Source organism: Herpetosiphon gulosus, assembly GCF_039545135.1.
In the GTDB taxonomy this organism is placed as follows: Bacteria; Chloroflexota; Chloroflexia; order Chloroflexales; family Herpetosiphonaceae; genus Herpetosiphon; species Herpetosiphon gulosus.
Genome location: NZ_BAABRU010000001.1, coordinates 165,227 through 191,382, shown reverse-complemented (window position 1 = coordinate 191,382; position 26,156 = coordinate 165,227). Strand labels below are relative to the sequence as shown.

Annotated in this window: 23 protein-coding genes; 4 read left to right on the top strand and 19 right to left on the bottom strand. The window is 50.8% G+C overall.

Going from position 1 to position 26,156, the window contains the following annotated elements; all coding sequences use genetic code 11:
• Positions 1-9 precede the first annotated feature (9 nt).
• The 15 genes from ABEB26_RS00930 to tsaE all read right to left on the bottom strand — a co-directional run bounded on the left by ABEB26_RS00930 (position 10) and on the right by tsaE (position 13,441).
• Positions 10-1,707, bottom strand: a complete 1,698-nt coding sequence (locus tag ABEB26_RS00930) for a complex I subunit 4 family protein (protein ID WP_345720058.1) — start codon at positions 1,705-1,707, stop codon at positions 10-12.
• Positions 1,708-1,719: 12 nt separating this feature from the next.
• A complete protein-coding gene (gene nuoL, locus ABEB26_RS00925; RefSeq protein ID WP_345720057.1) occupies positions 1,720-3,927 on the bottom strand; it encodes an NADH-quinone oxidoreductase subunit L in 2,208 nt (735 codons plus the stop codon).
• A gap of 80 nt (positions 3,928-4,007) precedes the next feature.
• Positions 4,008-4,325, bottom strand: a complete 318-nt coding sequence (nuoK, locus tag ABEB26_RS00920) for an NADH-quinone oxidoreductase subunit NuoK (protein ID WP_012192506.1) — start codon at positions 4,323-4,325, stop codon at positions 4,008-4,010.
• Between the two features lie 10 nt (positions 4,326-4,335).
• Positions 4,336-5,022, bottom strand: coding sequence for an NADH-quinone oxidoreductase subunit J family protein (locus ABEB26_RS00915; protein WP_345720056.1), 687 nt, complete (start codon positions 5,020-5,022; stop codon positions 4,336-4,338).
• Between the two features lie 59 nt (positions 5,023-5,081).
• Positions 5,082-6,323, bottom strand: coding sequence for an NADH-quinone oxidoreductase subunit NuoH (gene nuoH, locus ABEB26_RS00910; protein ID WP_345720055.1), 1,242 nt, complete (start codon positions 6,321-6,323; stop codon positions 5,082-5,084).
• A gap of 3 nt (positions 6,324-6,326) precedes the next feature.
• A complete protein-coding gene (locus ABEB26_RS00905) occupies positions 6,327-7,322 on the bottom strand; it encodes a 4Fe-4S binding protein (protein WP_345720054.1) in 996 nt (331 codons plus the stop codon).
• On the bottom strand, positions 7,319-8,431 hold the full coding sequence (locus tag ABEB26_RS00900; RefSeq protein WP_345720053.1) for an NADH-quinone oxidoreductase subunit D: 1,113 nt from the start codon (positions 8,429-8,431) through the stop codon (positions 7,319-7,321). Before ABEB26_RS00900 ends, ABEB26_RS00905 begins: the two co-directional genes overlap by 4 nt.
• 3 nt (positions 8,432-8,434) lie before the next feature.
• Positions 8,435-8,971: an NADH-quinone oxidoreductase subunit C gene (locus ABEB26_RS00895; RefSeq protein ID WP_345720052.1), complete on the bottom strand. Its 537-nt coding sequence runs from the start codon at positions 8,969-8,971 to the stop codon at positions 8,435-8,437.
• Entirely contained in the window at positions 8,955-9,707 is a 753-nt protein-coding gene (locus tag ABEB26_RS00890) for an NADH-quinone oxidoreductase subunit B (RefSeq protein ID WP_012192500.1), read from the bottom strand. The genes ABEB26_RS00895 and ABEB26_RS00890 overlap by 17 nt, the downstream gene beginning before the upstream one ends.
• Positions 9,708-9,795: 88 nt before the next feature.
• Entirely contained in the window at positions 9,796-10,152 is a 357-nt protein-coding gene (locus ABEB26_RS00885) for an NADH-quinone oxidoreductase subunit A (protein ID WP_012192499.1), read from the bottom strand.
• A gap of 307 nt (positions 10,153-10,459) precedes the next feature.
• Entirely contained in the window at positions 10,460-10,936 is a 477-nt protein-coding gene (locus ABEB26_RS00880) for an FHA domain-containing protein (RefSeq protein WP_345720051.1), read from the bottom strand.
• Positions 10,937-11,665, bottom strand: a complete 729-nt coding sequence (locus tag ABEB26_RS00875; RefSeq protein WP_345720050.1) for an FHA domain-containing protein — start codon at positions 11,663-11,665, stop codon at positions 10,937-10,939.
• A 27-nt stretch (positions 11,666-11,692) separates the two neighbouring features.
• Positions 11,693-12,211 carry a P-loop NTPase family protein gene (locus ABEB26_RS00870; protein WP_345720280.1) on the bottom strand — a complete coding sequence of 173 codons (519 nt, stop codon included), beginning with the start codon at positions 12,209-12,211 and terminating at the stop codon, positions 11,693-11,695.
• A gap of 5 nt (positions 12,212-12,216) precedes the next feature.
• A complete protein-coding gene (tsaB, locus tag ABEB26_RS00865; RefSeq protein ID WP_345720049.1) occupies positions 12,217-12,888 on the bottom strand; it encodes a tRNA (adenosine(37)-N6)-threonylcarbamoyltransferase complex dimerization subunit type 1 TsaB in 672 nt (223 codons plus the stop codon).
• A 37-nt stretch (positions 12,889-12,925) separates the two neighbouring features.
• The gene (tsaE, locus tag ABEB26_RS00860) at positions 12,926-13,441 is read right to left on the bottom strand and encodes a tRNA (adenosine(37)-N6)-threonylcarbamoyltransferase complex ATPase subunit type 1 TsaE (RefSeq protein ID WP_345720048.1); all 516 of its coding nucleotides are present in this window, start codon (positions 13,439-13,441) and stop codon (positions 12,926-12,928) included.
• Positions 13,442-13,686: 245 nt separating this feature from the next.
• Between tsaE and clpB the strand changes: the two genes are divergently transcribed.
• Both clpB and ABEB26_RS00850 read left to right on the top strand, forming a co-directional pair.
• Positions 13,687-16,266 carry an ATP-dependent chaperone ClpB gene (gene clpB / locus ABEB26_RS00855; RefSeq protein ID WP_345720047.1) on the top strand — a complete coding sequence of 860 codons (2,580 nt, stop codon included), beginning with the start codon at positions 13,687-13,689 and terminating at the stop codon, positions 16,264-16,266.
• 104 nt (positions 16,267-16,370) lie between these two features.
• A complete protein-coding gene (locus ABEB26_RS00850) occupies positions 16,371-16,811 on the top strand; it encodes a nuclease A inhibitor family protein (protein WP_345720046.1) in 441 nt (146 codons plus the stop codon).
• Here ABEB26_RS00850 and ABEB26_RS00845 read toward each other — a convergent pair.
• Positions 16,808-17,647: a hypothetical protein gene (locus tag ABEB26_RS00845; RefSeq protein ID WP_345720045.1), complete on the bottom strand. Its 840-nt coding sequence runs from the start codon at positions 17,645-17,647 to the stop codon at positions 16,808-16,810. The two genes, ABEB26_RS00850 and ABEB26_RS00845, sit on opposite strands and share 4 nt — an antisense overlap.
• Positions 17,648-18,083: 436 nt before the next feature.
• On the opposite strand from ABEB26_RS00845, the gene ABEB26_RS00840 reads away from it, so the two are divergent.
• Entirely contained in the window at positions 18,084-19,379 is a 1,296-nt protein-coding gene (locus tag ABEB26_RS00840; protein ID WP_345720044.1) for a sensor histidine kinase, read from the top strand.
• On the opposite strand, the gene ABEB26_RS00835 is transcribed toward ABEB26_RS00840, so the two are convergent.
• From ABEB26_RS00835 to ABEB26_RS00825, 3 genes are all read right to left on the bottom strand, one after another.
• Positions 19,360-20,250: a phosphatase PAP2 family protein gene (locus ABEB26_RS00835; RefSeq protein ID WP_345720043.1), complete on the bottom strand. Its 891-nt coding sequence runs from the start codon at positions 20,248-20,250 to the stop codon at positions 19,360-19,362. The two genes, ABEB26_RS00840 and ABEB26_RS00835, sit on opposite strands and share 20 nt — an antisense overlap.
• A 98-nt stretch (positions 20,251-20,348) precedes the next feature.
• The gene (locus ABEB26_RS00830; RefSeq protein WP_345720042.1) at positions 20,349-22,100 is read right to left on the bottom strand and encodes a DEAD/DEAH box helicase; all 1,752 of its coding nucleotides are present in this window, start codon (positions 22,098-22,100) and stop codon (positions 20,349-20,351) included.
• Between the two features lie 243 nt (positions 22,101-22,343).
• Positions 22,344-23,738: a hypothetical protein gene (locus ABEB26_RS00825; protein ID WP_345720041.1), complete on the bottom strand. Its 1,395-nt coding sequence runs from the start codon at positions 23,736-23,738 to the stop codon at positions 22,344-22,346.
• Positions 23,739-24,051: 313 nt separating this feature from the next.
• Between ABEB26_RS00825 and uvrB the strand changes: the two genes are divergently transcribed.
• A complete protein-coding gene (uvrB, locus tag ABEB26_RS00820; RefSeq protein WP_345720040.1) occupies positions 24,052-26,148 on the top strand; it encodes an excinuclease ABC subunit UvrB in 2,097 nt (698 codons plus the stop codon).
• Positions 26,149-26,156: the final 8 nt, after the last annotated feature.

Below are 26,156 nucleotides of genomic sequence, written 5' to 3'. Positions count from 1 at the left end.
CCGTCCACGTTACAGGTTTGTAAATACCTGAGCCATCACCGTGGCTGCGTAGTTTGATAAATCCATCAGTGGCTTGGGGAAAATCCCAAACACCAACAGTACAATAATCAACGGTAGGGTTACGTTGAAGGCCCAATCACCAACTTTAATGTCTGGCAAATTGGTCAGCTTGTGGTTAACTGGCCCGTAGAAGATCTTTTGATACATCCGGATCAGCACCAAAGCAGTCACAATCAAGCCCAACACGGCTATTGTGGTGATCACTGGCTGCGTACCCCACGCGCCACGGAAAATAAAGAATTCGCCAACGAAGCCTGCCATCCCGGGTAAACCAAGGTTGGCAAACATCGCCACGCCCATAATCCCAGCGAAAATTGGCATAACTTTACGCAAGCCGCCAAATTGATCAAGCTGGTAGGTGCCAGTCCGTTCGTAGAGTTCGCCCGCGAGGAAGAACAATGCGGCGGTGCTGAAACCGTGGGCAACCATCTGTGCTTGCACCCCATTCATTGCTGAGGCGCGAATATTCACGGCTAAGTCGCCAAGGCTTTCGGGCGCAGCCGAAGCTACTGCCGCCAAGCCAAGCAAAACATAGCCCATGTGGTTAATCGAAGCATAGGCGATCAAACGCTTGAGGTTGGTTTGAGCCAAGCCAGCGTATGCGCCAAACAAAATGCTGGCCAAGGCCAAAATTGCCAACACTGGAGCGAAGAATTTGGTTTGTTGCGGGAAGAGCATGATCATAATGCGGATCATGCCATATGCACCCATCTTCGACATCACTGCTGAGACAATCATCGAGCCACTGGTTGGGGCATTTTCGTAGGTGTCGGGCTGCCAAGTGTGCAATGGCCAAACTGCCAATTTCACCGCAAAGGCCACAAAGATGCTCCAGAAGACAATTGCTGCTGGAGTACCGTTGCTCGTACCCAAAACGCTAGTCAAGCCAATATCTTCGACGGCGCTGAACAACATTGATTGCAACGTTGCGCCGCTGGTATAGCCCGCCCCCAATTTTGGTGCGAGCAAGGCAGGATCAACCGGCAAGCCCTGACCCAAACGTGAGAGCACCACCAAATCGAAGGTACCAGTTGCTAGATAGATAAATTCGAAAATAATCAACATCCCGACCGAACCAGCCATCGTATACACGAAGAACTTGAAGGCGGCATAGCGGCGGTTTTCACCACCCCAGTTGTTGATAATAAAGAACATTGGCACCAAGCTGAATTCCCAGAACAGGAACAACAGCAAGAAGTTGAGCGATACAAAATAGCCCAACATCGCCGATTCCAACAACAACATCAAAGCCAAATAGACGTTTTGGCGTTGTTTGATGCGGAAGGCGGCCAAGATACAGACTGGCGTTAAGGCCGTAGTCAAAAACACCAGCGGAAAGTTTAGGCCATCAAGGCCAACAAAATAGTCAGCGTTGAAAAATGGAACCCAGCGCACCCGATCCACTTGCTGGATCATGGCTTGATCGCCAGCGACAGAAGCGAGGGCTGGATTAAACCCACCGCTAAGCCACAAGAAGAGCGTGAGTCCGAGTGGCACCAAGCTCCACGCAAACACCCCCCAAGCAATCGTGCGGCTGTTTTCGGCTGGCTTGGGGAATACCAAGGCCAGCAACATCCCCACCAATGGCGAAAGGGCAATTAGCGTGGTGATGCTCCAATCACTGAATTTGATAAATTCGTTCAGCATTCGCTCACGCTCCTAGAAGGCATACATATAAATCAAGGCCAACAGCACCACGCCACCAAAGATGTAGGCACCGTAGTCTTGAATCTTGCCCGTGGCCGATTGACGCACACCATCGCCGACCATAATCGTGCCTTCGCCAATATCGTCGGTGACGGTATTCAACGAGAAGTCGTCGATGATGAAGTTGACGCGGCCAATAAACAGCGTTACCAAGCCCGTCAAGTTAACCACCCGATCAACCACATGGCGGTCGATCCAGTTCATGACGTGGCCAGCGCCGTAGGTCAGGGCAATAAAGGTCTTGTCGTAAATCTGGTCGATGTAGAAGCGATTTTCCAACAGCGTCCAGATTGGCCCCAAAGCTCCCGCCAAGGGGTCACGATCATTGGCACTCTTGAAGGCGTTGCGATAGGTCAAATAGCCTAAACCAGCACCTGCCAAAGCTACCGCCGTGGCAATCCCTGCAATCACTGGATCTGGAGTAGGAATAACGCCCTTTGGATTCACGTAATCGCTGAACCAGTGAATACCCAAGAAGCCAGCGTTGACAAAACCAGCAAACACGGCAAACAAGCTCAGGATGATTAACGGAATCGTCATCGAGCGTGGCGATTCGTGTGGATCGTGAGCTTCGTGATGATGATGGTCGTCGTGGTCGCCATGGCCGTGATCATCGTGACCATGAGCCGCAGCGTGGGCAGCTTTACGTGGTTCGTAGCCACGGAATTTGCCAAAGAACACCACCATAATTTGGCGAGTCATATAGAACGCTGTCAAAAAGGCCGCAGCGGTCAGCACACCGTAAATCACATAATGATGATGGATAAACGAGTCAAGGATAATTTCATCCTTCGACCAGAATCCAGCAAACGGTGGAATCCCAATCAAGGCCAAATAGCCAGCGCTATAGGTCAAGAAGGTTACTGGCATGAATTTGCGCAGCGTACCCATGTTACGAATATCTTGAGCTTTATCAGGATCATGGCCAACAGTCGCTTCCATCCCGTGGATGACCGAACCAGAGCCAAGGAACAAGAGTGCTTTGAAGAACGCGTGGGTCAGCAAGTGGAATAAGGCTGCAACCCAAGCGCCAATCCCCAGCGCCGCCACCATGAAACCAAGCTGCGATAAGGTCGAGAAGGCCAGAATACGCTTGATGTCATATTGCGCCACTGCAATCAGGGCTGCGAACAAGGCTGTGAATGCACCAATAAAGGCGACCACTGGCAGCACTTCGCTCACCGCAAAGATTGGGAACGTACGAATGACCAAGAACACCCCAGCCGCAACCATGGTCGCAGCGTGAATCAGCGCTGAAACAGGCGTTGGGCCTTCCATTGCATCGGGCAACCAAACGTGCAGCGGAAACTGCGCCGATTTGCCAACCGTGCCAAGGAACACTAAGCCCGCCATCAATGAAGCAGCGCTAATTCCAGGAATCAAACTAGTAGCAGTTTTGATGCTTTCGAGAAATTCGCCATTGTAGATTTGGCCTGATTCATGGCCGAAGGTCAACGAGCCAGCCTTGTTGTAGATGTACATCATCCCCAACATCATGCCCACATCACCAATCCGGGTGGTGATAAAGGCTTTTTTGGCAGCTTCGCGAGCCGAAGGCTTGAAGAACCAGAAACCAATCAACAAGAACGAACACAGACCCATCAACTCCCAGCAGATAAAGAACAGCAATAAGTTATCTGCCAGCGTCATTCCCAACATCGAAGCGGTAAATAACGCAATATAGGAGAAGAAGCGCGATTGGCGTTGGTGGCCTGCGGGGAATTCATCGTGAGCCATATAACCCACTGAGAAGAGGTGAATACACCATGCAGCCAGCGTTACCATCGCCAACATCAGCACCGTTGCACCATCTAAGCGATAACCAAAGTTAAAAAACCCTGAGCCATCTGGTGCCCATGCAAACGATTTAGCATAGAAATTCCCAAATGTTGGAATTGCGGTTTCCGCATGGCCACCTTCAGCGGCAGCTTCGCTGGCCGGTTCTTGGCTAGCAGCGGCAACCAAGGGAGCATTAGGGAATCCTTCGCTGATCGATTGTGCTAAAACACCCCAGGCGATCACCGTAGCCAGCCCAAGCAAGACTAACGCCGTGGTATACGACGCTTTGCGCGAGCGCCCAATCGGTGGCACGAGGGTGATCAACACAAATGCTGCCAATGGCAGCAGCGGAATCAACCACGCAAGATCAAAAAACGGCATTGATCAGTCCCCTACTTCGAGACGAATTACAAAGGGTGGTCAAAGTGGTTTCCACTCTCGCCGGCCTTTGCAATGCGTCACTATCCTTTAAGTGTATCTATTTCGTCAGCATTAATCGTCAGGCGAGCACGATAGATTGCAATCACCATTGCCAAACCAACCGCCACTTCAGCAGCGGCAACTGCGATGGTAAAAATTGCAAAGACCAAACCCGCTGTGCCTGTTGGTTGTAGGTAGCGCCAGAAAGCAACCAAGTTAATGTTGACTGAATTCAACATCAACTCAATCCCCATCAGCATCCCCACGATGTTGCGCCGCGAGAGCGCCCCAAACAGGCCGATGCAGAACAATCCGGCAGCGAGGGTAAGCACCCACACTAATGGGACAGAACCAACCATCGTTTTCTCCTTATGCCTGTTCGGAATCGAGCAGAATAACCGCGCCTTCAGCCTCACGCGGCACAACCGCGCCTTCAGCATCGCGAGGCTCGACAATCCCACGTTTTTTCAACGCAAGCTCTTCAGCCAAGGTCAGCACACGGCGGCGGCGGGTACGTTCTTCATAGGCAATTACAATCGCCCCAATCAAAGCCATCAACAACAAAATTGAAATAACTTCAAATGGCAAGAGGTATTCGCCCATAAACGAGCGCCCAATCTCGGTAGCAGTCGCAACTTGCAAGCCTGCGGCAACTCCTTCAACCGGAGCTGGGCCAACTTGAGCCAGTTTCGAAGCTTCTTCCCAGGTTGAGCCATGCTGCCAGAGTGTTGGCACAATCACTCCGAATAGCCCCAAGGCAATCAACAAGGCTACCCACCAGCGCTCAAACACCACGCGCACACCTTCACCAGTAACTTGGCGTGTGAGCATGATAGCAAACAAAACGAGGATTGAAACAGCCCCCGCATAGACCAAAATCTGGACAACTGCTAAAAATTCAGCTTCCATCAGCAAATAGAGCGCTGCCACCCCGATAAACGAGGCAATCAGCCATAATGCTGAGTGGATGATGTTTCTGACTGTCACGACCATAATGCCCGAACCGAGCGTCAGTAGCGCGATGACAATAAAAACACCTATCGCAATCGGGTTCATCAAGCTAGTCCTTCCGTATGAAGGATGGAGCAATCGCCCCATCCTTCACGCTTGCGCTTTTACGATAATCCAAGAGCAAGTTCTTCGTCGGTTGTGTATAAGTGTTTCTGGACGTTGCGGTTGGTCAGGCGCATAATCAGCGCGACAGCCCCAGCATTGATCAATAAGGTCAGCCCCACGGCAATTGCCAAACGCCCCCAATTGGTGGCATCAGCAGTGCTTGGTGCACCAAACCACTCGGTCAATTGCGGCCATTGTTGATCCCAGCGCAGCAGCGCTACCCAGAACGAGGCGCTGAGAATGTTGACCAAAACCAAGGGCAGCAAGAACTTCCATGCAAAGCTCATCAGTTGGTCAACCCGCAAACGTGGTACGGTCGCCCGGATCAACACCATCACAAAGAACAGCGCGAAGGACTTGAGCAGGAAGTAGATCAGTGAAAGCAAACCACCAGCAAAGCCACCCAGTGCATCAACCCCAGGCCCGTTGCCACCACCAAGGTAGAGGGTCGCGGTGATAAAACAGACGGCCAAATTACTCATGTAGTTTGAGAGATAGAAAACCGCAAACTTCATGCCGCTATATTCAGTCATATAGCCTGCAATAATTTCTGAGTCGGCTTCGGGAATATCGAAGGGTGTGCGTTCGCCTTCAGCCAAACTGGCCGTAAAGAACAAAGCAAATCCCAACAAACCTACTGGTGAGAAGACATACCAGCCCAAGCCGCCGAAGTCATTTTGGGCTTCGACAATCTTTTGCAGCGACATCGAGCCAGTCATCAACACCACGGGGATAATCGCCATAACTTGGGGAATTTCATAGCTGATCAATTGCGCAACCCCGCGCATCCCCCCTAGCAAGGCAAATTTATTATTGGAACCCCAACCAGCCATCATCATGCCAATGCTGTGCAAACCGCCAGTGGCGATCACAAACAACACCGCTGCGTTTAAATCCACAGGGAACATGCGCCCCCACGGAATAACTGCAAACGAAAGCACGGTTGCCCCCAGCATCACGACCGGAGCCAAAAAGTGCACAATTTTATCTGCTTCACGGGGCGTTGCATCTTCCTTAGTCATCGTTTTGATCGCTTCGGAAATTGGCTGCAACAGTCCTTGAGGACCAACACGGTTGGGGCCGCGGCGGTCTTGCATATACGAAATAGAGCGGCGTTCATACCACGTCAGGAACATCATGCCAACCGAACCGCCCACGAGAATGAGGGTTACTTTAATGCTGCTGGCAATCAGAACACTCAGCCATGATGCAAAGCCTAGTTGTGTTAGTGCATCAGCCATCGATTATTCTCCTCGTTGGGCACGTTTCGCAGCGCGAATTGCCTCAAGTTTGGCACGTTTGTCTTCCGACATGTTCTGACCAATTGCCGCAACTGGGCCACTTGGCGCGGCGCTGGCTGCTGCTGGCGTATCGACAACTGTTTCGACAATTGGCGCAGCTTCAGCAACTGGCGCAGCGCCTGCATCGCCACCACCACGCTTAGCAGCATTGGCAGCGCGAATTGAAATCAGCTTGGCAACTTTTTCTTCTGGCATATTTTTGCCAATTGCTGCCACAGGACCACGTGGCTTGGCAGCGGCGGCTGGCGCTGCGCCTGCTGCTGGAGTTGCTGCGACGGCAACCGCCGCACCACCCTTGATCTTTTGGCCATGGTCGCGGCCAATCGCACCTGGGCGGCGTTTGATGTTGTTTTGCAACTTCTTCATGGCTTGTTCTTTGACATCCGACCACATGGTTGGCGCAATCGCTTCGTAGTACGAGATTGGGCGCAACAAACGGTCGTAGTTCACATCAAGCTCAGGGTGGTTGCCCGTCGATAATTCAAAATCATGATCCATTTTGATTGCATCAAATGGACAGACTTCAGCACAGTAGCCACACGACATACAGGTGTCATATTCCAACACAAAGTTGGCGGCGGCTGGGACTGGCTTGCCAGTTGCTGGATCTTTCGCTTGGGTAATATGAATCACCTGCGGCGGGCAGATCCGCTCACATTGAAAACATGAAGTACACAATTCATGGCCAGTTGCATCATCGTAGAGCAAAATTGGCATATTGCGATAGGCCTCAGGCAGCACCAGCCGCTCTTCGGGATATTGCACATTGAATTGGCCTTCGGTATCGGCGCGGTCGCTATTGGGCTTGCCAAACAAAGCTTTGCGGAATTTGCGAAACACAATTCCCAAGCCCTTGGTCATGCCCTGACCAGCCCGAAAATCCGCGTCATTGCGTTCAACAACGAACACGTCTTCAGTTGCTAAATGGCTCAACGTCATCGGTCTACCTCGCCCATCACGATATCGATACTACCCAAGATAACCACAACGTCGGCAATTGTGTAGCCTTTGCACATATCGGCCAGCGATGAAAGGTTGATGAACGATGGAGCACGCACTTTATAGCGATACGCGCTACCTGAGCCATCGCTCACAAGGTAGAAACCAAGTTCGCCTTTGGGCGATTCAACCCGCGCATAGGCTTCGCCAGCAGGAGCTTTGAGGCTTTGTTGCTTGACTTTGGGGTTGATAAAGCCACCAGTTGCGTCGGGCAATTGTTCAATCGCTTGCTCTAAAATTTTGTACGATTCGCGCATTTCGGCGATCCGTACCAAGAAGCGGTCGTACACATCGCCAACTGTGCCAACTGGCACTTTAAATTTGAAGCGATCATAGACAGCATAGGGTTCGGCTTTGCGAATATCATAGGCAACGCCTGAACCACGCAGCACTGGGCCAGTCACGCTATAGGCCAGCGCCAACTCTTTGGGCAACACACCGATGTTACGGGCACGCGCCAAAAGAATTTCACTGTTGAGCAACAAGCCTTCAAAATCGTCGAAGTAGTGCGGTAACCCCTGCATCAACTTCTTCAATTCGGTGATGAACCAATCGTCGATATCGCGCACCACTCCGCCAAAGCGGCAGTAGTTACACATCATACGAGCGCCCGACACATACTCAAACATGTCGAGGATTTTTTCCCGTTCGCGCATACCCCAGAGCAATGCCGTTTGCCACGCGCCCATGTCGCCGAGCATAAAGCCCATTGCGGTGGCGTGGTTCAAAATTCGCGAAAGCTCATCCATAATCACGCGAATGTATTGGGCTCGTTCAGGCACTTCAACGCCGGCAAGCGTCTCGACAGCTCGGGCATAAGCATGATTGTTGACCATCGAATTAAAGTAATCGAGGCGGTCGGTGAAGGGCATATTTTGCAAATAGGTATTGACTTCACCAAGCTGCTCGTGATTACGATGCAAATAGCCAAACACTGGTTTGAGGTCAACCAAGGTCTCGCCATCGACAGTCACCAACATCCGAAACACACCGTGAGTCGAAGGGTGCTGAGGACCAATATTAATTTGCAGTTCTTCAGTCTTTAGCATTGACTATTCTCCCGTGACGTGGGTATATTTATCGCCCGTCTTGGGGAAGTCTTTCCGCATTGGAAAGCCCTTAAACTCATCCCACATATAGATCCGTGCCAGATTTGGATGGCCAGGGAACACCACGCCATACATATCGTAAGCTTCGCGTTCTTGTAAATCGGCACCAGGCCATGTGGGAGTTAGCGATGGAACAATACACTCTTCTGGGCTACGACCAATTCGTACCCGTACCCGTAGGTCGGGGCCACCATCAGCAGCGTTATAGAATTGATAAACCAATTCGATTAACCCCTGTTTGAGGTAATCGACCGCTGTGATGTTAGAAAGCAAATCATAGCCAAATTTATCACGGATGAAGTGGGCAACTTCGACGATTGCCTCTGCCTTAACCACTGCATCGAAATCGAGCAATACGGTTTGGCCTTCGCCATGAGCTTCGGGTTGGTCGGTTGCTTGGGTATCCCAACGGGTATCAAGGGCGTTGGGCAATTCGGTTTGCAGGATCGAGCGCAGTTCGCCTCTAGCCAGCAATGCCATGGGCTACCTCCTCGATCGTTACCGTGCCAGCCCGCAACATTGGCTTAGGCTGATTGCCTTCCAAAGCTTTAATTGATGCATCGCGCTCGCCTTTGCCCCCCAAGGCTGGGCTAACAAATGGCGGCATTTTGGGCGTGCCACCCACAGGGTCGGCAGTCCCAGGGATTCCAGGCACTTCCAAGCCTTCAGCGCCAAAAATTGGCACTGGAAACTCATTGACCACGCCTTCATCATCGCCATACCAGCGCACTTGTTGCAGCGATTGCACATCAATTTGCGCTTGCAAGGTCATCAAGGCATGCAATAAGGCTTCAGGCCGTGGTGGGCAACCTGGAATATACACATCAACCGGAACATATAAATCAACGCCGCGTACCACATTGTAACCATCGCGGAAGGGGCCACCAGAGGTCGCACAAGCTCCCATCGAAATCACATAACGTGGCTCAGGCATTTGGTTAAACAAACGAACAACCTGTGGAACCATTTTCTTGGTCACAGTACCAGCAACGATCATCACGTCAGCTTGGCGGGGCGAGGCGCGAAAGAGTTCCGAGCCAAAGCGCGAAATATCATAACGCGAAGCTGCTGCGGCAATCATCTCAATCGCGCAGCAAGCTAACCCGAACTGCATCGGCCACACCGAAGAGCGGCGACCCCAGTTGTACAGCTTATTGATGGTCGTAAACAGCACCCCCTGCTGCTCAAGATCCATTTGCGTTTGTAGATCAGACATACGCCCTCCGGGCAAAATGGTGAATTGAATTAGGCCAAGGCCCAGCGCAGCCGCGCCGCCTCCGCGCCGTCACTCCCCTATTCGTAACTTAAATCCACTCAAGTGCGCCTTTTTTCCAGGCATACACCAAACCGATGGTCAGAATTGCTAAAAAGACCACCATTTCAAAGAGGGCAAACAAGCCCAGTTGCCCATAGGCCACTGCCCATGGATACAAAAAGACCGTTTCGATATCGAAAATCACAAAGGCCAAAGCATACAAGTAGTATTGAACTTTGAATTGGACCCAGATATCGCCAATTGCCTCTAGACCACACTCGTAGGTCGAAAGCTTGACTGGTGTGGGTCGGTTGGGCCGTAAAAAGGCCGACAGCACCAGCGGCAAGAGCGGAAAGGTGATCGCGGCAAGCGCGAAGATCCCGATAAACGCATAGTTTGTAAGCATAGGTCGGTCTCCTAGTGATGCCTGTTACAAACACACAAAGAGCGAGACGGGTAAGCCCCAGTACTCGCTGTACATAATTGCACTAACATCGTGCAGCCATTGCGAAGTATATCACAGGCAGATTAAACTGACAAATAACTTTTACCCCCCAACAGGTGGTTTTTAGCCCTTTATAATCAGCTATTTTGAAAAATAATAATTATGTCAAGTTCTCATCTGAGCTTAGGTCAAACGCCACAACCGAGGGTTTTGGGGGCAAAAAAAGGGGCAGCAGCATCAAGCTATTGTCAATGCTGCTGAAACTATTTTAACGTGAAAGTTTTAGCTCAATCCGCCCAATCCGAATAATATCGCCATAGACAATTGGGGTTGGATCAGCCACTTCAATATCATTAATAAAGGTGCCGTTGGTCGAACGCTGATCTTCGAGCCACCAGCTATCACCACGCCACTCCAACAGCGCATGCTCCGAAGATAAAAATGAGTCGTTCAGAGCTACATCACTATCAGGCCGCCGCCCAATCATATTGACCGCGCCAAGCTCGAAGGCATAGCCACGCTGCAAACCAGTATCGCCACTCGACATGACAATCAGCTTGCCATATAAATTTTGTGCCGCTCCCGCTAACACGCCCACACCACCAGTTCCTGTGCCAACCACCTGCAATTCGCGCCGAATAACCCGCACTACCTGATACAAAAAGAAGTACAAGAAAAAGATCACGCTAATTCGTAAGAGCAAAATTACAAAATCGAGCGTAGCACTGGTGATGCTCTGACCCATTTAAGCCTCCTCAAAACGCAATTCCAAGCCGCCGAGCGACACAATATCGCCGTTGCGCAGTTCCCGTTCTTGCACCGGATCACCGTTGACAAAGGTTCCGTTGGTCGAACGCACATCGCTGACCCAAAAACGTCGTGCCCGATAGCGCAGTTGGGCATGCTCACGCGAAACCCGACTATCTTCTAAAATCAAGTCATTGTTCAGACCACGACCCAAATTGGTCACCGATTTTTTTACTGGAATCCGGTGTTCGCCTTGGTCAGTATACAAGATTAAGTTGGCTTTCGGCGTAGCTGGCTGGCCATTCATCGCCGCACCATTTGGCCCGATCATCTGGGTATTGCCGCCCAAGTGGGCTGGGGCTTCGCTGATTTGGCCATCGATCATAATCGAGCGTTGCTTAACCGCCGGATCAGCTACCAACTCCACATTTGGATGGTTGATCATGGTAAAACCACGCTCACGGGCGAGTTCAGCCAAATAGCGAGCCATCTCGTGCTGCAAATTGGTTTTAACTGGCTCAAACGCCTTATAATCATCGGGGTGCAAGTGCGCTTTATAGGCATTCGGCACCAAAATCCGATCCATGCTAATGGTTTGTTGGCTTTCCATGGCTCGCTCAAGGCGCTTGCCAATTTCGGCTGGCTGAATTGGGCTGCGGAACAAACGTGCCACATTGCCTTCAACCATCCCTTCCATAAATTGTTCAAAGCGTGATAATGCACTCATCGCTATTCCTCCGTGCGCAGGAGTTGACTAGGCAGCAATCTGCGATAGATCATCCAGGAATTGTTCAATCGCCGCATCGCCGCGTAGATGAAAAACCAGTTTGGGCGGTTTGGCCTCAGCTAGGCGTTTCAACATCGTTGGCCGCCGCTTTTTTGGGTACGTCCAGACAAATTCAAAAGCTACTCGATCGAGCTTTTCAGGGCAATCTGGCGCTAAATCAGGCCGCGAACGCCCATGATACATCATTCGGCGTTTGACTACTCGCCATAAACACAATAACCGTGGCTGATCAACAAAAATCACCGTGTCAGCGTAGGGCCAACGTTCATCGAGCGTCGCTGAATAGTTGCCATCCATAATCCACTCTGACGCTTGCACCAATTCGCGTTGTTGCGCTCGCCATGTCTCGCGATCTGGCTCAACCCAGTTTGGCCGCCAAAAATGGCTATCAAGATGGATAACTGGCAAATTCAAAACCGCCCCAAGTCGCTTGGCCAGTGTGCTTTTGCCCGAACCCATAGAGCCAAAGATCAAAACTCGCCGCATCGCTTTCACTTGGCAGGCTCCTTGACCGCCGCACCCAAATACGAAGGCTCTAAGCTGGTCAAATCGTCGCGCTCGCCCGCTTGCAGCCGATTCCAAGCGATCTCGGCCAAAAAACCAGCACGGCGCAAACCAACCGCTGGCGATGGAATCACGACCCCAGCCCCCCGTGCTTTGTTAATTGACAACGCTAAACGAGGGTCAACATCACCGCAAACTAAAGCCAATTCCGGGATTGCCGCCAACAACTCTTCGCGCGAAACATTGCGTTCAACCCCGATTCGCGTCCAAGCTCGGCGCAAGCGATATTCAGCCATGGCATAACGATCGCGGCCAAGTTTGATCACCGCAATCACGCTGCGCCCGATCCGCTGATGGGGATAGGCCAAGGTTTCAAGGCTGCTAATGCCAAGCAAAGGCAAATCGTGGGCCAAGGCTAGGCCTTTAGCACTGCTCATACCAACCCGAATGCCGCTCCACGAGCCAGGCCCGACCGAAACGGCAACCCCAGTTAATTCAGCTGGGGTCAGATCAAGGTTGCTGAGTAATTGCTGGGCCATGGGCAACAATTGGCTGGAATGGCCGCGCCCAGCAAACCAATTGGCCTCAGCGCGTAATCCAGCGGCATCATACACGGCAACTCCAGCGGTGTCGGTGGCAGTATCAAAGGCAAGTAACATAACAATCTCAATCTAACAACACAGGCAGAACGCCCATTTATTTACCACGTAAGCGCTGGATCAATTGCTTATAGCGCTCACCATGCGGCTTGAGTCGCATCATCCGTTTGGTTTCAGCCAAGTGATCGATCCGAATTTCCAGATATTCGCTGGGCAACGAATCGGCAACCCGTTCAGCCCATTCGATCACACAAATAGCGCTATCGTCCCACAACTCTTCCAAACCAATCGAATCGAAATCCTTGGCATTGCCCTCAAGTCGATACAAATCGATATGGTGAATGCGGGTGCGACCATGGGTTTTATCGGCAGTATAGTTATTGACTAAAACAAAAGTTGGGCTGGTAACGTCTGCTTCAGGGATACCAAATGCGCTAGCAATGCCCTTGGTAAGGTGGGTTTTGCCCACGCCAAACGTCCCAAACAACAGCACTAAATCGCCAGCGGTTAAGGCTGCGCCGATCTGCTGACCAATTCGCACCGTGTGGGATGGCCCATGGCTCACCACATCGATGCTATCAGGCTCTAAAATGGCAGGAATACGTGCTTTCATAGGCTCAATTGTAGCATATGCTGGCTGAAAACGGGCATCATCCCAATTGCCATGGCTACTATGCTCAACGCTACTTATCAAGCCGATCAAGGCCGCTTTAGCATAGCGCCTAAATCAGCAAACAACGATGATATTTTGCTGAAATCATTATGTTCAGACAATCTTCTAACATTGGCCTACTATGTTTTTAACAAGGCTCTGCTATGCTAACTGCAACGACAACTGAATAGGGAGGTTTCGCACAGATGAATTTGAATATTTACACCGAAAAATCACGTGCAGCCATTTTTGATGCCCAAAGCATCGCTTCTCGCAACGGCCAAAGCGAAATCACACCAGAACACGTGCTCGTGGCCTTGCTCGAACAAGCTGATGGCGTGGTTCCCCAAATTATCGCCAAAATGGATCGCGATCCGCAGGCTTTAGTCGCGGCGGTTAATGATGAAATTCGGCGTTTGCCACGAGTGAGTGGCACGCAAATGCAGCCTGGCATTGGCCAACGCTTAGATCAAGTATCGCAAACTGCTGAAAATGAAGCCAAAAGTATGGGCGATGAGTATGTTTCCACCGAACATCTCTTGCTTGGCCTTGCTAGCGAACGCGCCAAAGGCCCATCGCAACGCTTGTTGACCTCGTTTGGCATTACCAAAGATGCAATTCTCAAAACATTAACTGCCATCCGTGGCAATCAACGGGTCACCGACCAAAATCCTGAGGGCAAATATCAAGCGCTCGAAAAATATGGCCGCGATTTAACGACGTTGGCGCAACGCGGCAAGCTTGATCCAGTCATTGGTCGCGATGAAGAAATTCGCCGCACGATTCAGGTGCTTTCACGCCGTACCAAAAATAATCCAGTCTTAATTGGCGAGCCAGGTGTTGGTAAAACCGCGATCGTCGAGGGCTTGGCGGCGCGGATTGTGCGCGGCGATGTGCCCGAAGCGCTGCGTAACAAACGCCTAATTGCGCTTGATTTGGGTGCGTTGGTGGCTGGTGCCAAGTTTCGCGGTGAGTTTGAAGAACGACTCAAAGCTGTGCTTAGCGAAGTTACCTCGGCTGAAGGTCGAGTGATTTTGTTTATCGACGAGTTGCATACCGTGGTTGGCGCTGGGGCTGCCGAAGGCTCAATGGATGCCTCGAATATGCTCAAGCCGGCCTTGGCTCGCGGCGAATTGCACACAATTGGCGCAACCACACTTGATGAATATCGCAAATATATTGAAAAAGATCCAGCGTTGGAACGCCGCTTCCAGCCGGTTTTGGTTGGCGAGCCAAGTGTGGAAGATACCATCTCGATTTTGCGCGGCTTGAAAGAACGCTACGAAACTCATCACAATGTGCGAATTACCGATGCAGCGATTGTCGCCGCCGCCACCTTATCCAACCGTTATATCGCCGATCGCTTCTTGCCCGACAAAGCAATCGACTTGATCGACGAAGCTGCTGCTAAATTACGCATGGAAATCACCAGCGATCCGGTTGAACTTGACGAGATCAAGCGCAAACGCATGCAATGGGAAATTGAACGCGAAGCTTTGAAACGCGAAAAAGATCCTGCATCCAAGGAGCGCTTGGAGCGGCTTGAACGTGATCTGGCCAACTTGCGCGAACAACAAGCCGTGCTTGATACCAAACTTTCCAGCGAACGTGGAGCAATTAATGCCATCGCTCAACTCAAGGAAAAAATCGATCAAACCAAGGTACAAATCGAGCAAGCCCAACGCCAATACGATTACAACCGGGCTGCCGAGTTGCAATATGGCACGCTCAACAGCTTAGAGCAACAGCTCGGCGAGGCCGAAGCCAAAGTTCGCGATATGCAAGAACATGGTATGTTGCTCAACGAAGAAGTCTCCGAAGAAGATATTGCCCAAGTTGTCGCCAAATGGACGGGCATTCCAGTTTCCAAGCTGTTGGAAGGCGAATTACAAAAATTGGTCAAGATGGAAGAACGTTTGCATGCTCGCGTGATCGGCCAACATGAAGCGGTCAAAGCGGTTTCCGATGCAGTGCGACGTTCGCGGGCAGGCTTGCAAGATCCCAATCGGCCACTAGGTTCGTTCTTGTTCCTAGGGCCAACTGGGGTTGGTAAAACCGAGTTAGCACGCGCGTTGGCTGAATTTTTGTTCGACGACGAAGCAGCTATGGTGCGAATCGATATGTCGGAATATATGGAGCGTCATGCAGTAGCGCGGCTGATTGGCGCACCTCCAGGTTATGTTGGCTACGAAGAAGGCGGCCAATTAACTGAGGCCGTGCGCCGTCGCCCCTATAGCGTAGTGCTGTTTGATGAAATTGAAAAAGCCCATCCCGATGTGTTCAACACGCTGTTGCAATTGCTCGATGATGGTCGATTAACCGATGGCCAAGGTCGTTTGGTCGATTTCACCAATTCTGTGGTGATTATGACCTCGAACATCGGCAGTAATCGGATTCAAAGTTTGGTTGATGATGAAGAAGCTATGCGCGAAGCCGTGCTGGAAGAATTACACGACGAGCTACGACCTGAATTCCTCAACCGGATTGATGATGTGATTATTTTCAAGCCATTGACCCAAGCTGAAATCAAACATATCGTCGATATTCAGGTTGATCGGCTAAGCAAACGCTTGAGCGAACGCAAACTTAAATTGGTATTGAACGAAGCGGCGCGACAGCACTTAGCTCAAGTTGGTTACGATCCAGTGTTCGGCGCACGGCCACTCAAACGCGCCATCCAAAGCGAGTTGCTCAATCCGCTGGCCCTGGAAGTACTCAAAGGTAAATTCCCAGGTGGCACAACCGTCAATGTTGATGTTGAGAATGGCAAACTCAGTTTTAACTAAGTGCTAGCAATCGCAGCCCCCATCCGTAGCTTGATGGGGGCTTTTGTTGGTGCGAAAAATGCCCTATACTAACCGCATTCAGCCAATTGTCGATGGAGCAGTATATGCCCTTTCGTCGTCCACGTCGCGGGCGCATCAGCCCAATTCGACGTAAACAAGGAGTTTCTGTGGCCGAAACAAGCGTAGAAAAAATTACCGCCGCCGCCAATGGCTTGCTGATGATGAGCGAAACCGATGCGCCCTTCACGCCGTTTGCCTGGGATGCTGCTACTCCGTTCAGCCCCGAAGCCCTCACCAATGGTCAGCCCATCCAAACGATTAGCCTTGAGCAATTCTTGGGCAATGCCACAACCATGCAAGATTGGCATGGCGAGGCTGAAAAAGCAACAGTGAGCCAATTTCAGCAGTTGGTCGAAGTACTCAAGGCCGAATTAACCGACATCCAAGTCTATCGCGTGGGCGAGATTAACATCGATGCCTATATTTTGGGCAAGGATAGCGCAGGCAACTTGATTGGCTTAAAAACCCAGTTGGTCGAAACCTAGACTAAAAACCATTGCACCAAAAAAGGTTTACAACGCCGCCGCAGCCGATCACGCAAATTGTAGAGATCATTGGCCTGCAAGCCGAGCTGTTTAGCCAAAGCTGTAATATTGTTATCCTCGCACAACAAAGCATACCAATATTGCTGGGCAATTGGATACAGCGGGTCATCGACCATCGCGTGAACTTCAGCCGCCATGTGCCGTTGAAGTTCACAGCGCTCAACATGCTCATCGGGTGAAAGATCGGGCGAGGCAATCGTATCACCTAATTCACGTTGATGATCGGGCCCGTGGCTTTGGCTAAGATAATAGGTTTGATCTTGGGGTCTGGGCGTATAAACATTGCTACTTTCGTGAATTCTGCGTCCGCCACTGCCACCATGTTTTTTGGCATCCTTGGCTCGCCACCAATGAATAATCGCGCGATCAGCGATCGTGTGAATATAGCTGCGCAAACGGGCTTCAAAGCGAAATTGAGGCAGCGAACGCTTAACATTTTCGTAGGCCACTAAATCGGGTGAATGCTCACACAATTGCGAGCCGTTGCCCAGCGAAAAGCGCTTGCAGCGATACCAGCTCAAAATCTCATCCATAATCGAAACCCAAATTAGCTCATGGCTGGGATGTTGTGGATCACAGGCGGCGGCGACCGTGGCATAATCGTGATAGACATTAACCACCACATCAGCATATTTGGCAGGGTTGGGGATTGGGTTGCGTCGTAAGATTTCACAACTGCGCTGGCAAAGAAGCTGGCATTCCGCCCCATCCAAATTCCAGTACTGTTGTTGATTCAAATCAGCTACTATATCGGTTAAGTCGTCGGGCTTAGTCATATGCTGCCTCATTCTAAACATAATTCAATCACTACAATCGGCTGTACTGCATAACAAATGGTAATGCTAGGATGATTTGCAGAACATGGCGGGACACGCGAATTATTCTCTCGTAAACTTGGGATAAAGTAGGCTCCTTATTTCAATCATTTTAATAAGCCAGCAGACAATTGGTGAACAAAATGACGGTAACAATTGATAACAGTTGTTAGGAATAGAGCTATTAAAACACGATCTATTTATATATCACAACAGTTCTTAAGGGCTTATTGTGGATAGGACTAAGTGCTAGGCATGGCCTATATCCAACCAGCTTTGTGCCAATTGCAACTAGGACTAGATCGAAGTAGGCTAAATGAACCCTTAAAAAGTGTTAGAAACCCAGATTGGCCAAACCCTTAGCAACCACTCAAGCCCATTTCAAGAAAGCAAGCCTATGCCAGAGCAATCAATCGGCCCATGGAAAGTGCGTGCTTGGTACTGGATTAAGCAATGGTGGCAGGATATTGTCCATGGTGCTGATCCATTTGCAACCCTCACTGCAATTTTGGCCTTGTTTACGGCATTAATTGGAATTATGGGTGCGGTCAATTTAGATTATGGCGATGTGCCAACCGCAGTCATTCTGCTTGATTTTGGGGTAACATTCTGCTTGGGTGGCCTGGCATGGTGGATGTTTCGCCAGCCCAACGCCCTTTGGCCACGCTGGATTGTGGTTGCTGTGCTCACGCTCGCCTGTTTTTATGTGCTGGCGACTATTCCCTCGGATGCGGCGGTGGTAGTCTTGACGATGTTGCCAATTTTGATGGCGATGTTGGCCAGTCGGCGGTGGTGGCCGATTGCCTTTTATCCACTCTCAGTCACGATTGTTGCTTCGATTCATGCTGGCGGTTGGCGGGTGTTTACACCAGCAATCATCGCATTCAATATTTTGGAGTTTTTGATGCTCTGGGGGGTCACATCGCAGGCGGTGCAATTTGCCAAAGCACGGGTCAAAACTGAAGCTCAACTCAGCAAAGAGCAGCAAGTCCGCCAATTTATGCGCTTTTTTCAGCACGAATTGCGCTCCTATAGCAACAGCCTTGATGTATTGTTGCCAATGCTCAATCAACATCTCGCCAAACAGGCAGTGATCGATAACGATGCGATTCACCCGCAGGAGTTGGTGCGTGTATTACAAACCACCGCCGATTCAATTCGCCAACTAACGACCGAATTGCTGGTGCTCACCCGCGAAGGCCAATTGCTGCCGCAACAACGCATCCCCATCCAATTATTGCCCCTGCTGCAAACTGAACAAGCTGAATGCCAAACCGAGATGCAGCGCCATGGCCTTAATTCGAGCATTCAGATCGATTGCCCCACTGATTGTATTGTGGTTGGCGATGCGCTTTTTTTGCGCTTGGCGATTCATACCATTTTGCAAAACGCAATTGAGGCGCTGTTACGCTACCCTGGCGAAGGCCAAATCTTCATTCAGGTTGAACAAACGCCTCAATCGACGCAGATTGTGATCTACGACACGGGCAAGGGCTTTCCTGCCGATTTGCTTGATCATTTAAATCAGGCTCAATCGTTGAATCAAGCCTTGGGCTGGACGACCAAAATGGGCGGCAGCGGCTTGGGAATGCCCTTGATTCGCCATGTAGCGCTCTTGCATGGTGGCACTGCCCAGTTTAGTAATCGGCTAGAGGGTGGGGCGCAAATTCGGCTCAATTTGCCGCAGGTTTAGCAATCGTAAAGCGAAATAGCAATGGAGCACCAAAGGTCGTCCATACTCCAATAATCAAATAACGCAGGCCATCAGCAATCAGGGTTGCGGGCAAAACGCTTTTGAGCAGTGCCCGCAACACAAAGACAATGCTAATGCCCAGCACAATTTTGATTAATTGTCGCCACCAAACGGTTTGCACCTGAAATTGAGCATAGCGTTGCTGCAAACCCAACGTACCCAACGAGCCAGCCAAAAAGCCCAGCATCTTAACCCGATCAGCGCCAGGATCAACGAATAAGCCAATTAAGCTGAGCGCGGCAACCGCCAAGGCCAAGCGTTCTTGCTGTTTGCTTGGTAAATTGCTGATAATTGGCGTGCGATAGATGCTGGCGACCACAATTAAACTGCCAAAAAACCAGCCACCAAGCAGATCGATCGGCCAATGCACGCCCAAATAGAGCCGCGAAAAGCTAACGAGGAAAATCATAATGCCAGCAATTGCCCAAGCCCAGCGCTGGCGTAGCCACAAGCCAACAAACGCCCAAAAAACCAAGGTATGTTGAGCATGACCACTGGGAAATGAAGGACTCCACGAGCCATCTTCTTCGAGGGCAGTGGCTTTAGCGCCTTCGCTCAACACAAAACGCTCAGGATGGGCAGCCGCAGGTCGAACAGTATCAAACCAATCTTTGAGCCAAGCGTTGGTATAAAACGAGCCAAGCAACATCACCAACAATCGCACGCCTAAGTTGATCCCAACACACCAAAAAATCAGCGGCCCGAGCAACAGATAAAAATCCTCACCACCAATATTGGTAATCCACAAAAACAGCCGATCGAGCACGGGGTTATGCCATTGCTGCAAACGTTCAAGCAAATCGAGTTGCATCGCCAACCTCACTAGAATGATTGGCGCAATTATACGTTAACTAAAAACGGCTCCTTGGCAGCAACCAAGGAGCCGAAGCACTGGACGAATAAATGATTTTAGCGGCGTGGGCGAGCCAAGGTTGGGGTGATTTTCACACCGCGAATTTGGGTACGACCAAGCGCAGCCAAGACACGGTTGGCAGCCTCATCCGGCACATCAACAAAGGTGAAGTTATCGAAAATATCGATCGCTCCGATTGCGCGGCCTGGCAAGCCTGATTCGTTGGCAATTGCCCCAACAATATCAGCTGGGCGCACACCTTGTTCGCGGCCAATGTCCACAAACAAACGGGTCATGCCTTCTTCGCGGAACGAGCGGCCACCGCTGTTGCGATCACCACTGCGAGGCCCACGGGCAGCACGATCACCACCGCGATCGCCACCACGTTCACCAGCGCGACCATTATCGCGGCGATCGCCACGGCGACCATTATCGCGACTATCGCGGCGATCGCCACGGCGAGCATCGAAGGTTGCTTCGTCTTCAACCATTTCTAAAGGATCTTCGGCGGTCAAATCTGGCTCGCCAAGCATCATCTTGAAGGCAGCAGCGGCCAAATCGGTTGGTGAATATTGTTCGGCCAATTCTTCGGCCAAAACCAAATATTGTTCCAAACCACCTTGTTCGTTGTGTTGCTCGATCAATTCACGCAAGTTGTCTTTGAAGGCTTCGCGGCGGCGGGCGACCACATCGGCAATCGTTGGCAAGCGCAAGCGTTGAATTGGCGCACCAGTCATGCGTTCGATGGTGCGCAGTTGGCGACGTTCGCGTGGAGTTACCAAGGTTACGGCAACACCTGAACGGCCAGCCCGGCCAGTTCGGCCAATCCGGTGAACATAGGCTTCAGGATCAAGCGGAATATCATAGTTAATCACATGGCTGACATGTTCGATATCCAAGCCACGGGCAGCCACGTCGGTTGCGACCAAGATTTCGACTTGTTCTTCGCGGAAGCGCTTCATCACACGGTCGCGCATAGCTTGGCTCAAATCGCCGTGCAGCAATTCAGCGCCATAGCCACGAGCCAACAATTTTTCACCAAGCTCATCGACCATGGCCTTGGTGCGGCAGAAAATAATCGCCGAGGTTGGCATTTCAAGGTCAAGAATCCGTGTGAGCACTTCAAATTTATCGCGTGCGCCAATTTCATAATACACTTGGCGAATTTGCGGCACAGTCAATTGTTCGCGTTCGATCGTCACCATTTGGGGTGATTTCAAGTATTTGCGAGCCAAACGCGCGATTTCATCGGGCATGGTGGCTGAATATAAAGCAGTTTGGCGATCCTTAGGAGCGCGTTCCAAAATATATTCAATATCATCAACAAAGCCCATGTTGAGCATTTCGTCGGCTTCGTCGAGCACCACGGTGCGCACGGTCGAAAGATCAAGCGTGCCACGTTCCATATGGTCCATCAAACGGCCAGGTGTGCCGATGACGATATTGACCCCACGCTTCAAAGCGCGAAGTTGGCGATCAATTGGCTGACCACCATAGACTGGCAAGGCGCGAATGTTCAAATATTTGCCATACGCTGAAATAGCATCCGAGACTTGGACGGCTAATTCGCGCGTTGGGGTCAAGATCAAGGCTTGCACACCCATGGCTTTGGGATCAATCCGTTCGATCGTTGGCAACGAAAAAGCAGCGGTTTTGCCGGTACCTGTTTGAGCTTGGGCGATAATATCATTGCCACTGAGCATCAAACCAATACTTTGAGCCTGGATTGGAGTTGGTTCTTCATAGCCAAGTTCAGTAATTGCCCGCAACGTCGCTTCGCCTAGCCCAAGTTCCGTAAACGTAGTCATTAAAACGAGTATCCTTTCGGTGAATGTAGGGTTAACAGCCCGTTGCTGTTACCGTCCCGCAGCGTGCGGAGTCGCCCTAACCCCCCGAATGGCAAGCAAGCGACGCGCACGACACAAAAAACGCGGGGGCTACACCGCCCGCGTTTTCGTTCTCTGCTTAGCGTTAGATCCGATTATAGCATGCTTTTTTGATTATGCCAAAACGCAGATAGGTGCATCTTCTTAATTTTTGATTGAGCTGGCTCAGTTCAAATACTGTTCAATTTGCTGAAGCCATGGGGTTTGAATTGCCCGATCGGCGGCTTTTTCGAGCAATATTTGAGCATCGGGCTTGGCTTGTTGCCAACGCGAAACCGCATATAAATAGGCCAATTGCGGATCATCAGGGCTGGTTTGATACAGCGGCGAAATCATGTATTCAGCTTCAGCCGCCAACGAGCATTGCAACGCGGTAGTCGCCACAACCCGCCGTGCCAACTCGTCAACTGGCGTGTTCAGTGCTTGGCGAGCATACTGCAAGCCACTGCTACAGCGGCGCAACGGCGTATTGATATAAAAATTAGCCGCCTCTAAGCTCAATGTGCCACTCATTGGCCCCGTGGCAATCGCTTGATTATAGGCGGCGGCAGTCCCATTAAAATCGCCTTGACTCAGGCTAATCGTCGCAGCCACCAAATAATTTTCGCTGCTAGCTGGCTCCAAATTAACTGCTTGTTGCAATGCGGCAAGTGCCAAATCAAGCTGCTGGCTGCTAGCGGCAATTTTGGCTTGGGTGCGTGGCAGGGTCGCAACATTTGGCCATTGCTCTTGAGCAGTGGCGATTAACTCCAAAGCCGTAGCACTATCGCCAGCACTCCAATACAACAACGCTCGTTGGTTGGCAGCAAAACTCGCCATTTGATCGCTGGCAGGAATTTGGCTGAGCAGCAGATCGGCGGCTTGCCACAAACCCTGTTCACTCCATAAACTGGCTACGCCAAGCATACGCTGAGTTGGATCTTGCGGCACAAGTTGCTGCATGCGCTGAATTCGTTGTTGCCACTGCCATGGATTCGCCAAGCGTGGGCCGTTGGTTTGCGGTTGAATTTGGGCTAAAAACTGTTGCGCAAGGCTGGGATCATTGGGCAATGCCAGTTCAGCGCTGCGCAGCCAAGCCCAATTCTGCCATGGTTGGGACAAGGCTTGGGCCTGATTCAAGTGATTGGTTGCACTAATCAAATCGCCCACACGAAATGCCAATTCAGCTCGCAGTAGGTGGCTCCACAGATTGGAGTCGAAAGTACGGATTGTTGCTTGAACCGCAGCTTGATCGCCACGTTGCAAGCCAGCCCAGCCATACAATTGCCAGGCTTGTTGGTGTTGTTCAGGCTTGAGTGGTTGGCGAAACACCTCAATTAATTGATAATCAGCCGCTTGCCACTCGCCGCGCGTCAAATATAGCTCAGTCAAGGCTAATTGATTGGGCACACTTGGCTGGGTTTGGTTTAATTGTTGATACAAGCGGGTTGCTTGATGCCAGTTGCCAGCTAAACGAGCTTGGGCCGCTTGCAGCGCCAAACTTGGTGGCTGACGAATGAGCCATACCAACCCAATAATAATGATTAAACTGGCTCCAAGCCAACGCCAAATCCGTGCCACACGTGCCTCCCCAACCTGATTTAGGCTTATTATCCACGATTTTGATAAAGGGACTAGGGGTCAGGGATCAGGAGTTTTATCTACGATGAGCACGAAGAGCGTAGAAACCGCGAAGGACGCGAAGGCTGATCTTGCTATAGCCCGCATCCAATAACCTAAGCCTAATTCCTGAAGCCTAGTCCCTGATCTCTGACCCCTAGCGATCAATCCTAAAAAATCGTTATAATAACACAATTGTTCGATAATCAGTCGCAAGAACGACCATAAATAAGCATAAGCACAGTATAATTAATGACGTGATTTAGGAGGTCGTATGCCACCATTAAAAGTCCATGCACCCTACGAACCGCGTGGCGATCAACCACAGGCGATTGCCCAATTAGTCAATGGCTTAAATAGTGGGCTTGTCCACCAAACCTTATTGGGGGCAACAGGGACTGGCAAAACTCATACAATTGCGCGGGTGATCGAGCAAGTTCAACGGCCTACCTTGGTAATGGCACACAATAAAACCCTCGCCGCACAATTGTATGCCGAGTTTAAAGAATTTTTTCCTGAGAATGCCGTAGGCTATTTCGTCTCCTACTACGATGCCTATACCCCCGAAGCCTACGTGCCATCAAAGGATCTCTATATAGAAAAAGAAGCTCAAATCAATGAAGAAATAGATCGCTTGCGTCACGAAGCAACCCAAGCGCTGTTTACCCGCAGTGATGTGATTATCGTGGCCTCGGTCTCGGCGATCTATGGGCTTGGCTCGCCAACTGATTATGGTCAAGTAGCGCTCAAGCTTAAAACTGGCGAGATTCGCAATCGCGATAAAGTACTGCGAACCCTGATCGATCTGCAATTTGAGCGCAACGATCTTGATTTTCACCGTGGAACTTTCCGCGTGCGTGGCGATACGCTCGAAATCTTTCCGGCCAATGCTGAAAGTGCTTTTCGGATCGAGATGTGGGGCGATGAAATTGAGCGCATGGTCGAGGTTGATCCCTTGACTGGCGAGATTTTGACCCAAAAAGAGCAAATCGAAGTCTTTCCCGCCAAGCACTTTATTCCCAACGCCGACAAAATGCAGGCCGCAATTGGCGATATTCGGCTTGAGCTAGAGCAGCAATTAGCCCATCTCGAAGGCGAAGGCAAGGTGCTCGAAGCGGCGCGGCTTAAACAGCGCACACTCTACGATCTCGAAATTATGGAAGAATTGGGCTATTGCTCAGGGATTGAAAACTATAGTCGGCATATGGATCGGCGCAGCGAAGGCCAAACGCCATGGACATTGCTCGATTACTTCCCCGATGATTTTCTATTGGTGATTGATGAATCGCATATTTCAGTGCCGCAAATTCGTGGGATGTTCAATGGCGACCGTTCGCGCAAGCAAACCTTGGTCGATTTTGGCTTCCGTTTGCCCTCGGCGCTCGACAACCGCCCTTTGATGTTTGATGAATTTTCGAAGCATGTGCATCAAGCAATTTATGTCTCAGCTACGCCTGGGGTCTACGAATATCAACATCATGAACAGGTGGTTGAGCAAATTATTCGGCCAACTGGCTTGCTCGATCCGATGGTTGAAGTGCGGCGCACTCGTGGCCAAATCGACGATTTGCTGGGCGAAATCAAACAGCGGGTTGATACTGGCTCGCGGGTGTTGGTCACAACCCTGACCAAACGTATGGCCGAAGATCTGACCGATTATCTCAAAGAAATGGGCGTGCGCACTCAATATCTCCACTCCGATGTTGACACGATTGAGCGAATCGACATTCTGCGTGATTTACGTTTGGGTGTGTATGATGTGCTGGTGGGAATCAACCTCTTGCGCGAAGGCTTAGATTTGCCTGAAGTTTCATTAGTGGCTATTCTCGATGCTGATAAAGCGGGCTTCTTACGCTCCGAATCGTCGTTGGTACAAATTATTGGGCGGGCTGCTCGCCACATCGATGGCACGGTACTGATGTATGCCGATACGATTACGCCAGCCATGGATTATGCAATCAGCGAAACCCGTCGCCGTCGCCAAATTCAAGAGCGCTATAATCAACAACATGGCATCGAACCCAAGGGGATCGTTAAAGCAGTGCGCGATTTGACCCAAGGCATGAAGAAAGTTGCTGAAAAGCCAGCAGCCTACCAAACCGCCGCCAACCCCGACAGCATGACCAAAGAAGAACTCTTTAAAGTTATCAACGAGCTTGAAAAGCAGATGAAACAAGCTGCCAAAGATCTAGAGTTTGAAAAAGCGGCCTTATTGCGTGATCAACTGACCGAAATGCGCCAAACCTTAGCCTTGATCGACAACACGGCCTTGCTTGAGAGCGTCAATCACAAGCCACGAGCCAGAGCGGCAGTCGTTGCAGAGGATACTGGCAAACGCAAAGTCAAAGGCCGTTCACGCGGCAAGCTCTAAACGAGCGG